Origin of the sequence: Cupriavidus pampae (genome assembly GCF_914271485.1) — a bacterium.
GTDB lineage: Bacteria > Pseudomonadota > Gammaproteobacteria > Burkholderiales > Burkholderiaceae > Cupriavidus > Cupriavidus pampae.
Genome location: NZ_CAJZAG010000002.1, coordinates 61420 through 78442 on the forward strand (window position 1 = coordinate 61420; position 17023 = coordinate 78442).

Genomic DNA, 17023 nt, shown 5'->3' on the forward strand with positions numbered 1-17023 from the left:
GCGGTCTGCTTCCTAACTCAAAGCAGCCGTTAGTCACGAACTGGTTGGTGTCCGAGTTGGGTCGGAAGCCGACGGTCATTCGACATGAGGTGCGACCTGAGTCAGGTCATCGTCCGACACTGCGGCCAGCGGACTTTGCCGCATCGCGCGCTCCAGATCGAGGCGGTTGATTTGTCGCTGGCGTCGCGCGCCCGGTGTGACAGGCTGTGGGCCTGGCGGCATGCCTGACATGGTGCGCGACGGCCCCTCGTAGTGCCGATTGTCGCGTAGCGCCTGCACCTTCTGCGCAATCCCCAGTACATGGCCCAGCCGCTTGTTCTCGACGATCGCGGCCTGGTCGACGTCTGGATAGCGATAGTGAGTGGTGTAGGGCAGGGAGGTGTCATCAGCCCACAGCTCGATAGGGCCGTCGGGATATTCGGCCACCTCGATGTAGCGATGGATCAGCTGCCGGTGCTCCGGGAGATCCTCGAGCAGGTACATCGTCTTGTCGTACTGGAGGCTCAGGCTGTGGGTGACCTTGCGCCATTCGCGCCAGCAGAAGATGCGCCGTAAGTCCTCACGGCTGTGTATCGGCCGATGGGCGTTGAAATCGCTGCGCGGCACCTTGGCAAAGCGTGCGTTGAAATCGGCGATGAAGGCGGGCGCATACGCGTTGGCGTCGGCCATCGAGCTGATGCCGCGCAGGCGCAGCTCCTTCACCAGCCGGTCCTGCAGCGTGCCATTCATCCGTTCGACACGGCCCTTGGCCTGGCTTGAATTGGCGCACAGGATGTCGATGTTGAGCTCGAACAGCGCTCGGCCGAACTGCGTATAGCCGCGGCCCTCGGGCGTCTGCTGGCGGTTTGCGCGGAAGATGCCAGCCTTGTCGCTGTAGAACGCCAGCGGCTTGCCGTGTCGCTCGATATAGGCGCGCGTGGCGGTGAAATACGCCAGCGTCGATTCGGTCGGCGCGAACAGCAACTGCATCAGCTGGCCAGTTGCGTCATCGACGAAGACCAGCAGCGTGCACGCCGGCGCACGGTCCTCGAACCAGGCGTGGTCGCTGCCGTCGATCTGCACGAGCTCGCCGAGGCAGGCGCGGCGGTTGCGCGGCTGGTGAACCTTGGGCGGGCGCAGGCGGCGAGGTACCCAGAAGCCGGCGTCGATCATGATTCTGCGCACCGTTTGCACGGCCAGATCGATGCCGTGACGCTCGCGCAGCTTCTCGGCAGCCAGCGTCGGGCCGAAGTCGGCGTAGGTGTCACGGATCAGACCACGTACGCGCGATTCGAGGCCGGGTGGCAATTGCCGATTGCTGCGATGGCCGCGCTTGCGCGAGCCCAGCCCGACTGGACCGTCGGCGCGATACCGGACTGCGAGCCGCTCGATTTGGCGCCGCGACAGGCTAAGCTTCTCGGCTGCGCGCCAGACCGGCAGGCCGAGCTCGACTACTGCCTGAATAAACCTCCCAGCCGTGATCAGACGTGGAAGCCGCCAGCATGCCCGGTCTCCGGGCGTTGGGGTACGACATTTCTATTCGCCTCAGATGACAATACTATTTGGCACCAACAGCAGACTTTAGCATAATCCATCTTATGTTAAATTCGATTTTTGGCAGCGGCGGCCGGATCTAACTTCGTCCTGCGCGGCAGTGCTCGCACGTAAAGTTCGGCACTCACCGCGGCGACAACTGGTGTCGAGTTGTCGAAACATCATTTTGCTCTTTTGTGCTACTTATTCTGTCGTGAGGCGCTTAGCCGGTCTTGTGTGCACGCCTTTAGGTCAAAGTTCTCTAACGTCCGCGGCCCCTGGAACCCTTGACCGCATCGCGTCGAAACACTTGTGGCGTAGCACTGACTCGTTCCCACGCTCGATCACCCGTGGTCGGGGCCTACTTCACCCGACGTACGGCCAACCTCGGACTGAACGATGAAACGGCACCGTTCGAATAGTTCGTCGAACGTCAGAATGTCGATAGAGGAAATGCTGTTTCTGTAGAGCTCGAACGATCGAAGTTGTTCTGTATTCACGCCCGACTCGGTGGTGAATTCACTCAGCGCGCCTATAACAATGAAGGCTCTCGGCTTGAAGTTGAAGACCTCTTCGCCAGTCGGCACACCTTGAATGTCTGTTGGTCGTATGTACTCGTGCAGGCTCCTCATCGCAGAGGCTACGGTGGCTTGCACTTGGGCAACCGCACCCGAAAGCTCTTTCGATGGCGCCCAACACCCTGGACGGTACTGCGTCGAATCGATGAGTTTTGTTGTATGCGTCTTGATTTCTACAAAGCAAAGCGAACTAACGATGCCTCGCGTCTTCATCAGGGCATCGGCCCGCTTTCCACGGTTGATCAAGTCGTGGCCCTGGACGACTTGTTCCAGCTTTCTATTGTCGAATCCTGAAATGAAAAAGTAGCTGAGACCGTAGCCGAAGATCCATCGATTCCGTTCGAAAAATCTCTGCCATAGAGCTTCGTCTCCCCTCAAGCCCTTGGCCACTTTCACTTGTTCGAAGTAGGACGGCTCGCTGAGCAACTTGCAAAACGTGGCAACTTGCCGCTTGCGATAGCCGAGAGCGACGACATCTTCCTTCGTAATCTCTTGGCGGATGACCTCTGCAAAGATGTCCTGGTTATCGTGAACCAAGCTTACTGCTTGCTCCTTGGATAAAACAAGCCGCCTGAGTTCAGTGTCCGTAATGTTGATTCTATCCTGGTTGGGAAACTCAACAGATGCAATGTTCTCAAAGAATGTAAGCAGTTTGGGAATCTCTTCGCCGGTAAACGAAAAATGGGTTTTATGAGGTGTGCCCGTCTGGCCATTGAAGGCCTGAATTGTCAAGACACGCAAATCCCTTGTAGATTCCAGGAACTTTACGACGATCTCGGTGCGTCCTTTTTCCGTACGTCTTAGTACGACTTCTTTCTTCACTGTCGCATAGTGAATCCCGTCCGAGTCAATCACCTTGGAGGCTATGCGTACCGAATCGTGGGCGTCGATATAGATACGCGGACTAATATAAGTCTTATTTGGCAGCTTGTTACGATGAATCTTCTCTTCGTCATCCATTGTTCCCCCTACCGGCTTCATGGTATTTAGTCATATCCACACGACTGAAAGCAGCGAAAGCCGCCAAACGCGTCCGTAGCACCGGAGACAGCTCTCAAAACATTGTTGTACTTACTGAGCTTTCGTGCGGCCAGACTAGCACTCGGCAACTCCGAAGCTTCTGTCGTCCCTGTTACCTGTTCCCCACACCCATCTCCGACACGTATTTGTAGCCCATCAAATATCTATCGTCCGACCTGCGCACACTCAGCCACAACCTGCGTATCACCGTCCGCGTGTCTCTATTGGGAGCCCGCGCCGATGGACGAAGATGACGGTCACGCGATCGCAGACCATCTGGATGTGCGCGGCACGGTCCTACACCGCCGGTTCCGCGACTTCTCTCGCGACGCGGTCATGCTCGGGCGCTTCAACTGCGCCACATGGCGCCATAGATGGCCGCCCTCCTCGCTCCGTCGTCACATTAACGCTACGGCGCGCAGCTTCGGCGTCCATTCGCGAGGGGGTATCCACGTCGCGTTAAAATATCGTCATTCGGTTCTGCCAGGGCAGAGGTCTTTGCGCAGGTAAGCCGGCGGCTGGTGGGCGAGGCGCCGACAATTGTCAACTCACCCATGCTCTATTGCAACCAGATCGTGAAAGCTAAGCCGACGGCTGATGCCATCATCTGCGCCCGCTGCTTGCCGGAGGAGCCAGCAATATCCGGGAACCGTCAACGGGGTTGCCGTGACTTATACACAGTGGCTGCAAACTATTGCCGAATACTATGAAAGAAAAGAGCCCGTCCTACGTCGCTGATCTGCTTTTCATCAAGCTGCCGCCGCAGATCGCAGGAGGCCTATTCACTCTTGATGTGAACGGGAAGGCGTCACTCAATCTCTCGAATCCACATCTCGCTGGATATTTTTTCCACGAATGGCTTCACTATGTTCACAATACGTCGACGTTGAACGGTCTATATGCATTTGCCAGCATGATTAACTTGTGGGCGAATTTCAGACATAAGCTCGATGACCGAGGGCACTCCGTGGATGAACGAGTGCTGACAGACTATGCCTCGGCGGTAGTGAAACGAACCCACCTGTATCGAAAGGAAGCGGCACGTCTCGAACGGAATGCGTCTAGCCCTCTGCGCGAAACAGCTAGCGCGGTAACTACCATTTCTGCGAAGGAGCGGGTTGAGGCCTTGGCCGAGCGGCTGCCCGGCCACGACGCCGAGCACCTGACCGTTGTTGTGTGTGAGGCGAAGAACCCTATCGATGACTCCCTCATTACGTTCGAAGTGGGCGCCGTGGAGATCCTCGAAGGGGTTGCGTTCCTGCTGGAGGAGAAACTCGTGATGGCAAACGAGGAGTGGCCCACGCCTATACGCAGTGCTCCGTACAAGCTGCTTCAGTCGCTCGCTCAGAATGTCGTCGAAGATATTGAGACGGATCAGATTATTGCGACGGGTATTGCTGCGTTGCAGACGGACGATCCACCGGGAACGCTATTGCGGACTTTGCATCGGATGAAGTTTATCGCAGCGGACGCGCGGATGACTTGGCTTGAAGATTTGGCGGCAACCCACCTTGAAAAATATGTGCCGTTGATTCTCGAAATGATCGAACAGACTGCCGGTCACTTTCCGCTCTCTGAGCCAATGGGGAACGCCGTGAGGGAACTATTGGGCATCATTTCCGGAAAAATTGCTTTGCGGATCCGCGCGCCTTTCTTTGAGCTTGCCATGTTGAAGCAGATCAAGGATGAGAAGAAGGAGCAGCGGGGGGATTTGCTGGGCAGGATCATTGCGGAATACTCCTGCCCGAGAGTTCTTGCAATGGGCTCCATGTGTGACGATCAGGGGGGCGAGGATCAAATTTTTTATTGGGGACGGCCATCGGTTTCACAAGAGGCCTTGTTCGGGGCGCAAAAACTACACGCTGCGCTTCACTATGTGTTGCTGCATCTCGAGGACGAAGGATTCTTGGCGACGGACAAGATCTCTGCATCCGAGAAGCGAAAACGATGCCCCTTCTACGATGCATGCACGTATGAGCTTCGAATCGAGCAACCGGATCTTTGCGCGCACCGACCTTGGGAGTCGCTGGCGGTGCCAACGGACCCTTTAGAGGCCTGCTGGTATCGCGCCGCCGTGCGGGCAACCCGACCTCCTCAGGAGGAAGTCGCTAGTCCCGACTAAGTCTGAATTAGGTAGGATAAGTTCCACCCCCCCTGCTCGCATTCCTGGCTCGGACTGTGCTGACAATTCGATTCGAGGCAAGCTTGACTAAATCGGCTATGAACAAACCAGCTCGACAGCAAGAAACGCTAAAGAACAAACAGGCAACATCGACGGAACTAACGGGAGGTGCCGGGTTCAGCTACGAAGACAGGGTGGTCGCCTATTATCTAGCAGCCCTACTCCGCTGCGAGAAGGCAATGCTGCAGCAAGGCTATGTCAACAGCGTTGCAGTCCAGCAGGCTGGCCACGGCCAACCAATGGACGATCTTGTCGTCGAATTTTTGGATGCCGACGGTCCGAGAATCCTTGGACTTCAAGTGAAGTCCACGCTTACCATAAGTGGGGCCGCGGCTAACAAGGACTTTAGCGACGTTATTAATCGAGCGCGCAAAACCCGGCAGACGCCAGATTTTCAAACCGATCGCGATGCTTACGGATACGTCGTCGAGAACGTAGCTGAGGCAAGACAGCGGTCGCTCAACCGGCTCATTGCGTGGGCGAAAAGTAGTCCAACTCCAGTGGAGTTTGACCGGCGCTTTGCCGAAGATGGGGCAGCCGCAGCCGCGGAACGTACTCTTCGGAGCGAACTTGCACCTCTGATCGGAGCAAGTAGAACTGACGATGAATGGGCATTTTATCGACAATTCGCAGCTGCTCGACTTAACGGACTCGACGAAACAGGTATTGTTTGGGCAGAGATCACAAACCGCCTTCAAGAGATTGTTGCTAGCAATGAAGACGGTCAGGAAGTCCTGCTTTTCGACAGACTCTGCCGCATAGTTCGCGATGGCGCTGGCACAGCCCGCAAATGGACCCGCGCTTCCCTACTCGCACAACTTCGCGGGGTCGTCCGGCTAAAGGTCTCGCCGAGCTTCCGCGACGATGTGGAAACGCTCGCTCGGTTCTCAACCGATGGACTCAACGAAATCTCGGAGTGCGTCGACGGATTCGAGGTTGTCCGAGCAGACCTTCAGCAAGCCGTATCTGAGCGCCTTAGCGTCAGCCGAGTTGTGAACATTAGCGGCCTTCCGGGTTGCGGGAAATCTGTCGTACTCAAACGGGTGGCGACAAAGGCTAGGCACCGAGGGCCGATCCTTTTCCTTAAGTCGGACCGGCTGACCGGGAAGAGTTGGATGGAGTTTTCGGCAGCGTTGGGCCTCAAACATCGGAAGCTTGATGAACTCCTTGCGGAAGTTGGCGCAACCGGCACGGCCACGCTTTACATTGACGGCATCGATCGTATCAACCCCGACCAGAAGCGGATCATTCTTGATATCCTCAATACGATCCAAGCTGAGCCTAGCCTGAGCAACTGGCAGGTTCTGGCTACGTCGCGAGACCAGGGACTTGAGACGTATCGCGCCTGGTTTCCAGCAACCTTCTATCGCGGCACTCAGATTGGTGACGTGCAGGTCGAGCCCTTCAATGATGGCGAGGCGGAGGTCCTTGCGAAAGAGAAGCCTGGCCTTCGTCACCTGTTGATGGGCGCGCCTTCGGTGAAGGCGATCGCGCGACGTCCATTCTTTGCTGCGGTTCTTGCGCAGAGCTTTAGTGACGGGACAACCGAACCGCAGACTGAGGTCGATCTCATCAACACTTGGTGGGCACGAGCGGGACATGATGCTCCGGAGGCGATCGTGCCGCAGCGGCAGCGTGCACTGCTCGATATAGCGGAAAAGGGCGTCGCTAATCTGGGTAAAAACGTCGCGGCCCGGTCGCTGACGCCGGCGACGTTCGAGCACATCGCAGCACTAAAGAGCGACCTGCTCGTGCGCGGAAAAAATGGCGACGCCTCATTCTCGTTCACGCACGATATTTTCTTTGAATGGACATTTTTCCGCCTGCTCATCGACCTCGGCGAATCCTGGATCAAAGGGTTGGCGCAGGCCGGTGAGCCCCCGTTGCTGGGCCGAGTAGTCGGCCTATTGGCTCAGCATTCGATTGCCGAGCCAGGCAAGTGGTCGGCCGGTTACGCAGCCCTTAATCAATCCACGCTTCGGCCCCAATGGCGTCGGGAATGGCTGACCGCCCCACCGTTTACTAACGCTTTTGTTACTAACGGGAAAGAGTTCACTGAGCTTGTGACGGCCAACGACCATGCACTGCTCGAGAAACTGTTGGTTTGGTTTCAAGCGCAGCACACAATACCAAGTCCAGTGGTCCTCGCCAACGCGTCGGCGGGTCAATCTGCCCTTGATCGATTGGGTCTTGCCGAACTTCTGAGTTGGCCCTCGGATTTTGCAAGTTGGGGGCGATTTCTTGACTGGCTCTTGCCGCTTGCTCCTACCTTGCCCGTCCGGCTTCTCCCCAAGATCGTCGAAGTCTTCACTGTTTGGCAGAACGCACTTTCTGAGCTCCGCACGGCGCGATCGAAGGCCATCGTTGCCATCTGTGCCGAGTGGCTGATCGAGTTTGAGAAAGCTGTCTATCCAGAAAAGCTTGCGTTCGAACACGGCCGGTGGAAGGTGCTAGGTGGCGACGCGCAAAAGCAGTTTGCTACCGCACTCAGAGTCTTGATCGTACGGGCGGCGCGAGCTTTTCCCGAGGCCGCGAATGCGCTATTTGACCGCGCGGTGACCGACAAACGGATGCGCGGCGAAGCGTATTCTGACTTCATGGCGCTAGCTTGGATGATGGCGGAGGTGTCGCCTGAGCGACTGGCGGCCGTCGCGAAAGCGGAGCTGCTTGAAGAACTGCCGCAGGATCGTGTTGATCGCGAGGAACGGACACATCAAGAAAGGCTTCAGCGCATCCAACGAATCCGCGATAAGCCGGAAAGCGAACGTACGGACAAGGAAAGGCAAGCCCTTGCGCATGTGAACTTCCGCGTCCCGCATAGCTTTGAAGGTTTCGGCCGCGAGGAAATCGGAATCGACCGACATCACGACTTCTACTATCCGGTCTCTGCGGCACACGAGCCCTTCGCCAGCCTCTTCGCCAAGAATCCCGAAGTTGCTCTCGGATTGGTTCGTGATCTCTCCAATCACGCTACTACAGGCTGGCGCCAGATCGCGGACATCACCAGGCGAATCCACGGCACCCCTGTCCCAGCGACTATCGGCTTTCCGTGGGGAGAGCAGCGATTCTGGGGTGATTGGCCCGCTTACAATTGGCAGCTTGGTCAGCTCGGTGCCCAGCCGCTTGAGTGCGCCTTTTTAGCCTTGAGCTACTGGGCTTTCCGTCAAGTCGAATCCGGCCGCCCTATCGACGAAGTGATTCACCGTATCGTCGATGGTAACGACGCGATCGCCGCACCGGGCCTGGCGCTTCGGCTGGCGCTGGAGACGTTCCATACCTCCGAAACCACTCTCGCGCTGCTGACATGTCAACGCCTTTGGCCTTTCGACATCGCGCGCGCGCGTCAGGAACCGACACGAAACATTGATCTCTTTGGACTGGGTTTAATGAACCAGCTAACCGGAGACAAAAAAGTTGCGCAGGACTACCTGGACAAGCGGCTGAGCCGGTCCCGCGACGTGAAGCAACTTGCCATGCGGTTCGTGGTGAATGGCGACGAAGCGCTCACCGAGCGGCTTAAGCAGGCATTGGCCAATTTTGTTAACGAGCTGCCCTTCGAGCTCGAAGAGCAGCGCTCCAATCCCGCAGTGAAGGCGTCGCTGACCAAACAGGCAGAGGAATATGCGGCGCTCGCCATCGCCGAGAATTACAAGGGGTATCGTACTCCCGACAAACAGGTCATGGTTGTCTATGAGCCCCCGCTTTCACCAGAAACCATTCAGCGGGGGGAGGCTGCAGGTGTGTACTTGCTCCAAAGCAGCTTCCTTACGTGGGCGATGAAATCGTTGCAAGCCTTCGCCCTCGCCCCGGACAGGAGGTTGGCAGATGCCGTTGCGCTTGCTCGCCCGCTCGACCACCCAACGCTATTTGTCGAGCGTTTGGATGTCAAAGATCATACGCCCCAGAGCATGATCGCTGCCGTCGCTGCATGCGTCATCTGCTTTGGTGATGGCGCATCCGACGACTACAAATGGGCCTTGGGTGTCTTGGCGCGGATCGAGGGGATGAAGGAGCCCGCTGGTTTTTTCTACGGCTCGAAGATCGCCTGGCATCCCATGCTGCAATTGATCGTCGCTTTGCTTCACTTGCGACGCACGAATCCGTCTGACCTCGAGCGTGCTAGGCAGCTAGTCGGACTGACGGCTTACCCGCACCAAGAAACCGCAGACCTCGCCTTCTCTGCACTACTTGCTGACCTTGACGCGCATGTTTCATGGGCTGCGGCTCACCTTGTACTGGAAACGGCGTGCCGTTATTGTTCTGCCATACACGAAGACGGGGAGCTGGACTCTCGCCGGGCACAAGAGGCAGCGAGAGCTGCGCTTGATCGCGCCCTCGCAAGACTCAAGTCTGAGCAGTTCGATCCATTTGATTCGCTGCCACCAGCTTGGGTGAAGGCAGCGCCGGATTCCGGCGAAGAGGAAGTTGCTGACGCTGATGACGGATGGACCGATCCGGATCCGCTGTTTGATCCGCGGCATGCAGAGAAACACCTCAAGCATTTTCCGATCGAGAAGTGGTGCTCATCAGGTGAGTTAAAACCGCTCGTACTCGCGCTTGTTCGGGGCTTGGTCGAATGGACAGCTTTTCGCATGAACCCGTCGGGGGACGTCGAGCGGCGGCGTGCCCGCACCACCGGGCTGATCGGCTGGAATGACGCGCTGGGTGATCTGTTGGCTCGTGCAGCTCCATTTTATGATCTGGATGTTGTCAAGGCGGAGTTTCTCGCGCCCTTCTTGAAAAAACAGGACGACGATGGACTGGATGTGCTCGCCGCATTCACCAGTAGTGTGGTCACGCGCCACGTGCTAGACGCGTTAGTAATCCCCGCCGGCACACTGGAGTTGCTGGAGCTTTGCGTTGACTACGTCATTGCTGACAACACGTTTGCGCCGGGTGGATACCGAGTGGGAGAAGTCTTAGGCCAAGATATGCCGAAGCTGATCGAAGCCCTTCTAATGGTCAATATCGAAAAGGCTGGTGGAGCCGCCCGCTTCGTCAATGGCGATTGGTCCGAAATCGGTCTGGTCATGCCAATGATCACTCGCTTGGTGTCGGCTACAGGATGGTCAACCTTTGTCATGTCGCGATTTCTGCTGCTGTGTCAGCGCACGGAGGCTGCATACCCGCTTGACCATTTCATCCAACAAGTTAGCGCAGTATTCGAGAAGTTGGACTATGCCAAAGGCAACTGGGTGGGAACTAACCTTCCGGCGCGCACGGCAACGGCAGTGCAACGCCTTGCAGACGCCAGTTTCCCGCTACGACTCGATCAGGCCCAGGGGCTGCTGCGCATTCTCGACACTTTGATTGACCTTGGCGATCGGCGAAGTGCTGCACTTGAACAAACCGAGGCGTTCAAAGGAGTGCAAGCCGGATCCTTGACCCGCTGACATTCCGGGAAGACGGTTCTCGCTTCTGCACCTGGCAAATAGCGAGTTCCACCCAATTATTGGGTCCAAGCGAGACGCTCGCATTAGCGCTGCCCAGCTTCAGTGGAGGCGCGTGAGGCGGATTTCGGGGTGGAAGCGCAAGATGCGCAGCAGCGTTCAGTACATGCCGGCCTGATCGAGCTCTCGCGCACGCCGCGCATCCTCGGCGTGGACGTACACCGAGGTAGTGGCAAGTGATGCGTGCCCAAGCTGGTGCTGGACCACGTCAAGCGCGACACCGCGTGCGATCGCATGGGATCCGAACGTATGCCGCAGCCAATGGGCGCTAGCCTGCGTGAGGCGTGCCGCAGCGGCGGGGTCTTCGGTCTCCAGCACCGCGGCGGCCTGCGCAAAGAATCCCTTCCATATCGCATCGAGCTGCGAGACCGAGAGCCTGCCCGCGGCACCATCGTTCTTGACACGGCCGACCAGCGGCGTTTCCGGGTGCAGACGCTCGAATTCCGGGACCAGGCCACGTGCGGCCAGGTAGTCGCGCAGAGATTCGATCACCGGCGCGGGCACGTGAACCTCACGGGCGCGCGTGCCCTTCCCCACGAACGACAATGTCCACACGCCGCGCTGATCGGCGGCCAGGTCCTGCTGCCGCAGGTCGCCGACCGTGACCTGCGCCTGTTCCGAAATCCGCAGGCCTGTGGCATAGGCGAAGCGCAACAGGAACTGCATCCGCGGCGTGCGTGCGTCATCGGCTGGGAGACCTGCCGCGAAGCTGCGCAGGAACTGCCATTGCGCGTCGGTAAAGCTGCGTGCCACTTTCATGCGCCCCTGCCCGGCCGCTTTGGGCTTGGGTAGCAGCGAGAAGGGGTTGTAGCGCAGATATTGCGCGCTCACAAGCCACGCGCACAGGCTCTTCAGGATGGCGAACGCCTGTTGCACGCTGCCGGGCGAGAGCGGCCCTTCAAACGGCCGCCAGTCGAAACGATAGCGCGGCGTGCCGCGCGGCCCGACCCACTGCGCCGCCGGTTGCGGATCGGCCAGGAAGGCCACGTAGGCACTGCAGTCTTCGACCGTGAGATCGGACAGGGCCTTGCTGCGCGCGAACACCGCCCACAGCAGGAATCGCTCGGCCTGCGTACGATACGCGCGCCAGGTATGGCCACCGATCGGCAGATGCACACCGAGCCAGGCGTGTATCGCCATGAGATCGTTCTGCGCGGCGATGCGCTGCTCGCTGCCGGCGGCCGCACGGTTGTGGCCATGCCGGCCATCGAGCGCCGGCGGCAGCAGCAGCGATTCCAGTGGAGCGACCATCGCAGCGGGCGGACGCAGGCTCGACAGCTGGGCGGCGGTGGCGCTGCGTCGCGGGACCAACGCGGCGAGAGGAATCGCACCAAGCTCGGTCGCAAACTCGGCGAGCCACGCTTCGATACGTCGGGCCGTGTGGGCGCCGATGCGGTCGACACGCTGATACCAACGCGCCCCACCCTCCGTGATACCGGCCTGCAACGCGGCGAGCGTAGTCCAGCCTGCGGCGATCAGCCGCCGGGCGATCGCCGGGGTGAACCAGCCGCCGACCGCATCGCCGGGGGCCGGACGTGCGGCGAGCAGTGGCTGCAGCTCTTCGAGCGTCCGCACCTGGCGCTTGCGACGTGCCTGCCGGGCCGCGGCGCTCTCACCCGCCGGCGGGTGAAACAACGCGTGCCACGCGGACTCGCGCCAGCGTCTTGGGGCCCGAGTGCGATGGTCGCCGGCGGCCACCGCCCCGCCCTCCTCGCCGTTGCCTGCGGGCCGCGTCGCCAGACGCCGTACGCCACGGGCGAGTTCCTCGGCAATCCAGTCGATGGTTGAGCGCGCTACGCGCAGGTCCAGCCCCGTGTCCAGATAGCGATCGGCCAGGCGGGCCAGATCAACGCCCTCGAGCACGCCGCGATAGAACGCGAAGTGATGGGGCCCGAGCAGGCGCGTGGGCGCGACCGCTGCGCGCACGCGCCTGCGCACCGGCGGCTGACCTGTGGGCGCGGCAGATGCTGAGACGGAGCTGGGATTTCGGGGGAGGTCGGACACGTCAACATGACTGAATCAGGACCCCTCGATGGTACCGCGCGGCCGGCGGTTGCAGGCTTAAAGTGAGTATCGTGATAAGAGTATTTATCAAGATATGGCTATTTCTGTGCGGCGATTGAATGTGCTGCATAAGGAGTTTTTAGAGGGCTGTCTTCCTCGTCGAAGTCCGGCACTCCCGCCAATCCGTGCGCTGCCGATGCCGGACGGTGAGCCGCAGCGGCCCCTCTTTGTCGCGCAGCCGTTCGGGCACGGCGAGCGCGACGGTGCCATGTGACAGGTTGCCGGGGCGCACCTGCATGGCCCACTGCCCCAACTCCCGCTGGTCGGCGGGAAGCGATGACAAAAATGCGCAGAGCGCCCGCCGCACCAGCAGCCGAAGTCCACGGGCACTGTAGTGCGACGCTTGGGCTAGGTCCCCTCGCCTCGGTTTCTTCGGTGCGCAGATGCCACGCGGATACCCGATTGCATAACACGGGCTGTCATCGCGATCCTCCCAATGCGCGCGTAGTGCTGCAAACAGCCGCGGGCTTATCGGCCGCGACCGTATCGGTCTGTCCTGACGCAGGACCACGAGCTCCCGGGGCCCCGACGCGGAGGAGACGGCACGACCCGCGAGTGGTAGCTCGTTGACACTGGCAACGGCCGCGTCCTCACAGGACAAGCCTGTCTCCGCTAGCAACAGCAGCGCCGCACGCCAGAGCCTACCGCGCGGTCCACCGCAGGCCTCGCGATCTAACCAACGGAAAAGCATCTCCCAGAAGCGGTGCGGGATATCCACCGCCGGCAGGTCTTGTTCGGCGTGCAGCGGGACGTGACGAATATCGTCCCACGGATTCACCGCCACGTGATGCTGCCGGACGAGCCAGGCGAAGAGCAACTGCAGAATGCAGCGACTGAAGGCTTGGCTGCGTGCCGAAAGCGTACCGGTGAAGGGCCGCCACGCGGGATTGGCGGCCCAGGTCTCCCCGCTCCAGAGCAGCCGCGGCGCCCGTGGGCCGCACCACTTCGAATCGGGCGACAGAGAACTCAGAAACGTCAGATAGGCCACGCAATCACTCGGCACTGTGGTGCTCAGGACTTTGCCCTGCTCGATACATAGCCATGTGGCGAACCGCGCAACCTCTTTGGCATACGCACGCCGGGTCGCGGAGTTGCCACGCCATTGCCCCAACCATCGCTGAATGGCCTCGTCGTCGCGGGGGTCGCACACGATCGACCGTGGTAGGCCCCGTTGCCCGACAGATCCGACAGAGGCTTGTGTATCGCGCGGCGCAGATCGCATGAGCGCCAGGGTGATGGCGGCGAACGGATCGCCCACGTCGGCTGCCGGGACGCCGCAAGACGATCGAAGCGTCGCGGGCGGCGGCGCGCACGCTTGAATCGTGCGCGCATCCCATCCCGGAAAGGCACTGGCATGCCGACATAAGAAAACGCTGATCCGCCCGGCACCGACTGCGCCAAGACCCGGGACGTGGCGGAACCATGCACGGCCGTATCGGTTGCAGAGGGCGATCAGTTCGTCGAAGCGATGCACGCCGGCCGCTGCGAGACAGACGCCCGTGCGAGGCGATAACCACAGGCCGATCTCGTGCCACGGTTTGGGTGTTGGCGTGCCCATTGCCTCCAGGTGGCGCAACGCATCTACCGCACAGCGGCGCGACTTCCACGTCCAGCGTACAGGGGTCAATGCGTGCGCGAGCGATGATCGGTCATGTTGGCGTGCCCGGTGCGACGCGCCGGCAAGCAGTGTGTCCAGCAGCGCCTCGGCCGCTCTGGGAGTCGGCACGTGTTCCGTCTCATCCGTCTCCACCCATCGCATCACGACCAGGTCTGCCGGCAGGCCCTCGAGCCATGCCGACAGCGCCGCATAGCGCGCGCGGCTCAACGTGCCGGCCACCTCAGCATCGGTCGCTCGCATGGCTTCCTCGCTGGCTGCGAATGAACGGTTCAGGCTGCGCCAGCGAGAGCAGCGCAGCGCTAATGCCTTGTTCAACACGCGTGAATGGTCGGGTGGGCAACCCCGACAGTCCAGGAAAACATAAAAACCCCCAGCGGACGTCTTCCGTGATACCGCTGCAGAGGACTAACTCCGCGTCGGTGCGCACCCCTTCAGTCGTGGGTGAGAAATCGCTACGCCCCTGTGATCGCAGATAACTCTCGGCGAACATTGCCAGGAATATCGCGCGCATCGGCAGACGAGGACGATCACGCAGGGACGGCTCTGCTATCTGAAAATCCCATGCCGGCGTGGCCTCCGCCAGATCATGGCAGACCGGAAGATCGTCGCGGACGTGTTCCACGGCGTGGCGCAGGAGTTGATAGGCGCGCGCAGCGTGCTCCGCTGTCACATTGACCCTGCCCGCTGCCCTTTCCTCGCCGGCCGGTTCGGACGATGGCGAGGGAGACGCGCTCATGAGCCCGCCCCGCGCGGACAGCGTCGAAATCCAGCGCTGCAGGTTACGTAGCGTGGCGCGATACACCAATACGAGGCGTGCGGGATGGCGTCTCAAGTGACTTGCGCCCGCGTGCCGCTGCAAGCGCCAGGACAGTGTGGTCAGCGGGATCGCCGGGCGGATGCAATCGGCGGGTACGACGGCGCAAAGGACACTCGCCTGGCACGTTGCCAACGCTGACCGCACAGGTCTTCCGAAATCCGGCTGGAACAACGCCGGTAAGACGCGGCGCTTGGCCACGACTCGCTTGGCCCACAGCCAGTATGGTAGCCACGCCGCGCGCATGACCGACGCATGCTCGCGCAGCGCCAGGAAGGTTTCCGCGTCTGGCACCCGTAAGCCCAGGGGACGACCGCAGCAGGCGCACAGATAGGCTTGGGGTGGTAACAAACGCCCTCGAGAGGATGGCCCGAGTGGTGCTCCGCAACACGGACACTGCTGCCAGAGCGCCTCCTGATGCAAGGGGCATTCTGCGACACAGGTCAGCTGGTAGAAATAACTGTGATAGCCCCCGGCCAGACAGCGCGCGCAGAATCGGAAACCCGGGGCAATCATATGGGTATGCCGCAGTCGGTCCACCAACCAGGCTTCACGCGAATCGACCCGCCAGCCCGTCAGTTCGCGCAAGCACCGCGCGCCCGCCTGCGACAACTCCGCTGGCGCATCGCGCCGTTGGCTTAATACGATGCCGACGCAGGCGAGATCAGCCCACCGCATGCAGTTCCAGTGCATCAGTCGCAGTAGCAGCGACTGCGTCGATTCGTGCGGCAACGGGACCAGGTCGGACCCAGCCAGGCTGCTCATGGCGAGTTTCCATACAAGCGCGGCGGGACATAATCGGCCCGTGCCTGCGCGGTGCCGACGGCCCGCCTCCATTCGTCAGGATTGAAGCGAAAATGGGCGCCATCCGCTCCGGCATTGCGCAGCAGCGCCCGTCGCACCGCACCGAACAGCGTGGCCAATGTCGCGGGGCTCTTGTCCGCATGGGGCGAGCACTGCACCATCGCCTCGTAAAGTGCTGGCCCCTCCTGCGCAAGGCGTAAGCCATGCTGATACGCGAGCGGCAGGAAGAATTCCGTCCATCGCACCTCGGTGCCTTCAGGGAAATCAAGGGAATCGAAGGCATCCAGGATGTCAGTGACGTCGCCGGGCTTGCACAGGCCGCGTAGGGGATGTTCATGGCCAAAGAACCGGCGAGACAGGTCACTGCCGCTACACGCCGTTCCTCTTGCGCTGCGTGGGAGCGGAGATGGATCGGCCATCATCACAGTGAGAAGCTCCATGCCGTTGTCCCAAAGCCTGTGCTGCAGGTCGGCCAGCACTTCAAGCTCCCGACGTTGCATGTTGTGGGCATTGTCGACGCACCACAGCGCTGTGTGGCCAATGCCGCGGCGCCGCAGATCGTCGAGGATCTTGCCGACCAGCCGCTCCCGCAACATGATCGGGCTGCCCGTTAGCACGGCGTGGCCGGCACTGGTGAGCATGTCCTGCAAGGCGACTTTCTCATTGAAAATCCCCATTTCCGTGGACACATGTTGGTAGGTGACGATGTGGGAATACTCATGTTCGAGCAGGTGCGCGCAGGCGCGCAATGCCGAGGATCTGCCCTCGCCCGGTGCACCGGTGAAATATGTTCCTGGTTGGGCAAGCAAAACGGCGACCTTGAGCGCTCGATACATGTCCTTCGCCATCGGAGTTACGATCTGATGGTCTCCGCGCAATGCTGGGTGGCGGACCAGCAGCTCTTTACGCAGCGGCGTGTCTTCGAGCACGCTGCGCTTAGGTACTGATTGCCAACCGGTAACCTCAGCTTGCTCGATCACA

At 60.3% G+C, this 17023-nt stretch carries 8 protein-coding genes; 2 read left to right on the top strand and 6 right to left on the bottom strand.

Annotated features, from left to right (window positions below):
- Nucleotides 1-75: 75 nt before the first annotated feature.
- Both LDO41_RS04600 and LDO41_RS04605 read right to left on the bottom strand, forming a co-directional pair.
- The gene (locus LDO41_RS04600; RefSeq protein ID WP_223984182.1) at nucleotides 76-1464 is read right to left on the bottom strand and encodes an ISNCY family transposase; all 1389 of its coding nucleotides are present in this window, start codon (nucleotides 1462-1464) and stop codon (nucleotides 76-78) included.
- Between the two features lie 392 nt (nucleotides 1465-1856).
- A complete protein-coding gene (locus LDO41_RS04605) occupies nucleotides 1857-3050 on the bottom strand; it encodes a Shedu immune nuclease family protein (protein ID WP_223982554.1) in 1194 nt (397 codons plus the stop codon).
- A 766-nt stretch (nucleotides 3051-3816) separates the two neighbouring features.
- Between LDO41_RS04605 and LDO41_RS04610 the strand changes: the two genes are divergently transcribed.
- Together LDO41_RS04610 and LDO41_RS04615 are read left to right on the top strand one after the other, a co-directional pair.
- Complete coding sequence (locus tag LDO41_RS04610) at nucleotides 3817-5232, top strand: hypothetical protein (protein WP_223982556.1); 1416 nt, start codon at nucleotides 3817-3819, stop codon at nucleotides 5230-5232.
- 239 nt (nucleotides 5233-5471) lie between these two features.
- The gene (locus LDO41_RS04615) at nucleotides 5472-10685 is read left to right on the top strand and encodes an AAA family ATPase (protein ID WP_223982558.1); all 5214 of its coding nucleotides are present in this window, start codon (nucleotides 5472-5474) and stop codon (nucleotides 10683-10685) included.
- Between the two features lie 156 nt (nucleotides 10686-10841).
- On the opposite strand, the gene LDO41_RS04620 is transcribed toward LDO41_RS04615, so the two are convergent.
- The 4 genes from LDO41_RS04620 to LDO41_RS04635 all read right to left on the bottom strand — a co-directional run bounded on the left by LDO41_RS04620 (nucleotide 10842) and on the right by LDO41_RS04635 (nucleotide 17022).
- On the bottom strand, nucleotides 10842-12668 hold the full coding sequence (locus LDO41_RS04620) for a tyrosine-type recombinase/integrase (protein WP_223982560.1): 1827 nt from the start codon (nucleotides 12666-12668) through the stop codon (nucleotides 10842-10844).
- Between the two features lie 217 nt (nucleotides 12669-12885).
- Nucleotides 12886-14664: a phage integrase family protein gene (locus tag LDO41_RS04625; RefSeq protein WP_223982562.1), complete on the bottom strand. Its 1779-nt coding sequence runs from the start codon at nucleotides 14662-14664 to the stop codon at nucleotides 12886-12888.
- Nucleotides 14645-16003 (bottom strand): hypothetical protein, encoded by a 1359-nt coding sequence (locus LDO41_RS04630; protein ID WP_223982564.1) that lies wholly within the window; start codon nucleotides 16001-16003, stop codon nucleotides 14645-14647. The genes LDO41_RS04625 and LDO41_RS04630 overlap by 20 nt, the downstream gene beginning before the upstream one ends.
- Nucleotides 16000-17022 (bottom strand): ATP-binding protein, encoded by a 1023-nt coding sequence (locus tag LDO41_RS04635; RefSeq protein ID WP_223982566.1) that lies wholly within the window; start codon nucleotides 17020-17022, stop codon nucleotides 16000-16002. Before LDO41_RS04635 ends, LDO41_RS04630 begins: the two co-directional genes overlap by 4 nt.
- Between the last annotated feature and the right edge of the window lies 1 nt (nucleotide 17023).

Excerpts from the sequence above, each read along its gene's own strand:
- LDO41_RS04605 (WP_223982554.1), bottom strand. The coding sequence starts at position 3,050 with ATGGATGACGAAGAGAAGATTCATCGTAACAAGCTGCCAAATAAGACT.
- LDO41_RS04610 (WP_223982556.1), top strand. The coding sequence starts at position 3,817 with ATGAAAGAAAAGAGCCCGTCCTACGTCGCTGATCTGCTTTTCATCAAG.
- LDO41_RS04615 (WP_223982558.1), top strand. The coding sequence starts at position 5,472 with ATGCTGCAGCAAGGCTATGTCAACAGCGTTGCAGTCCAGCAGGCTGGC.
- LDO41_RS04625 (WP_223982562.1), bottom strand. The coding sequence starts at position 14,664 with ATGCGAGCGACCGATGCTGAGGTGGCCGGCACGTTGAGCCGCGCGCGC.
- LDO41_RS04630 (WP_223982564.1), bottom strand. The coding sequence starts at position 16,003 with ATGAGCAGCCTGGCTGGGTCCGACCTGGTCCCGTTGCCGCACGAATCG.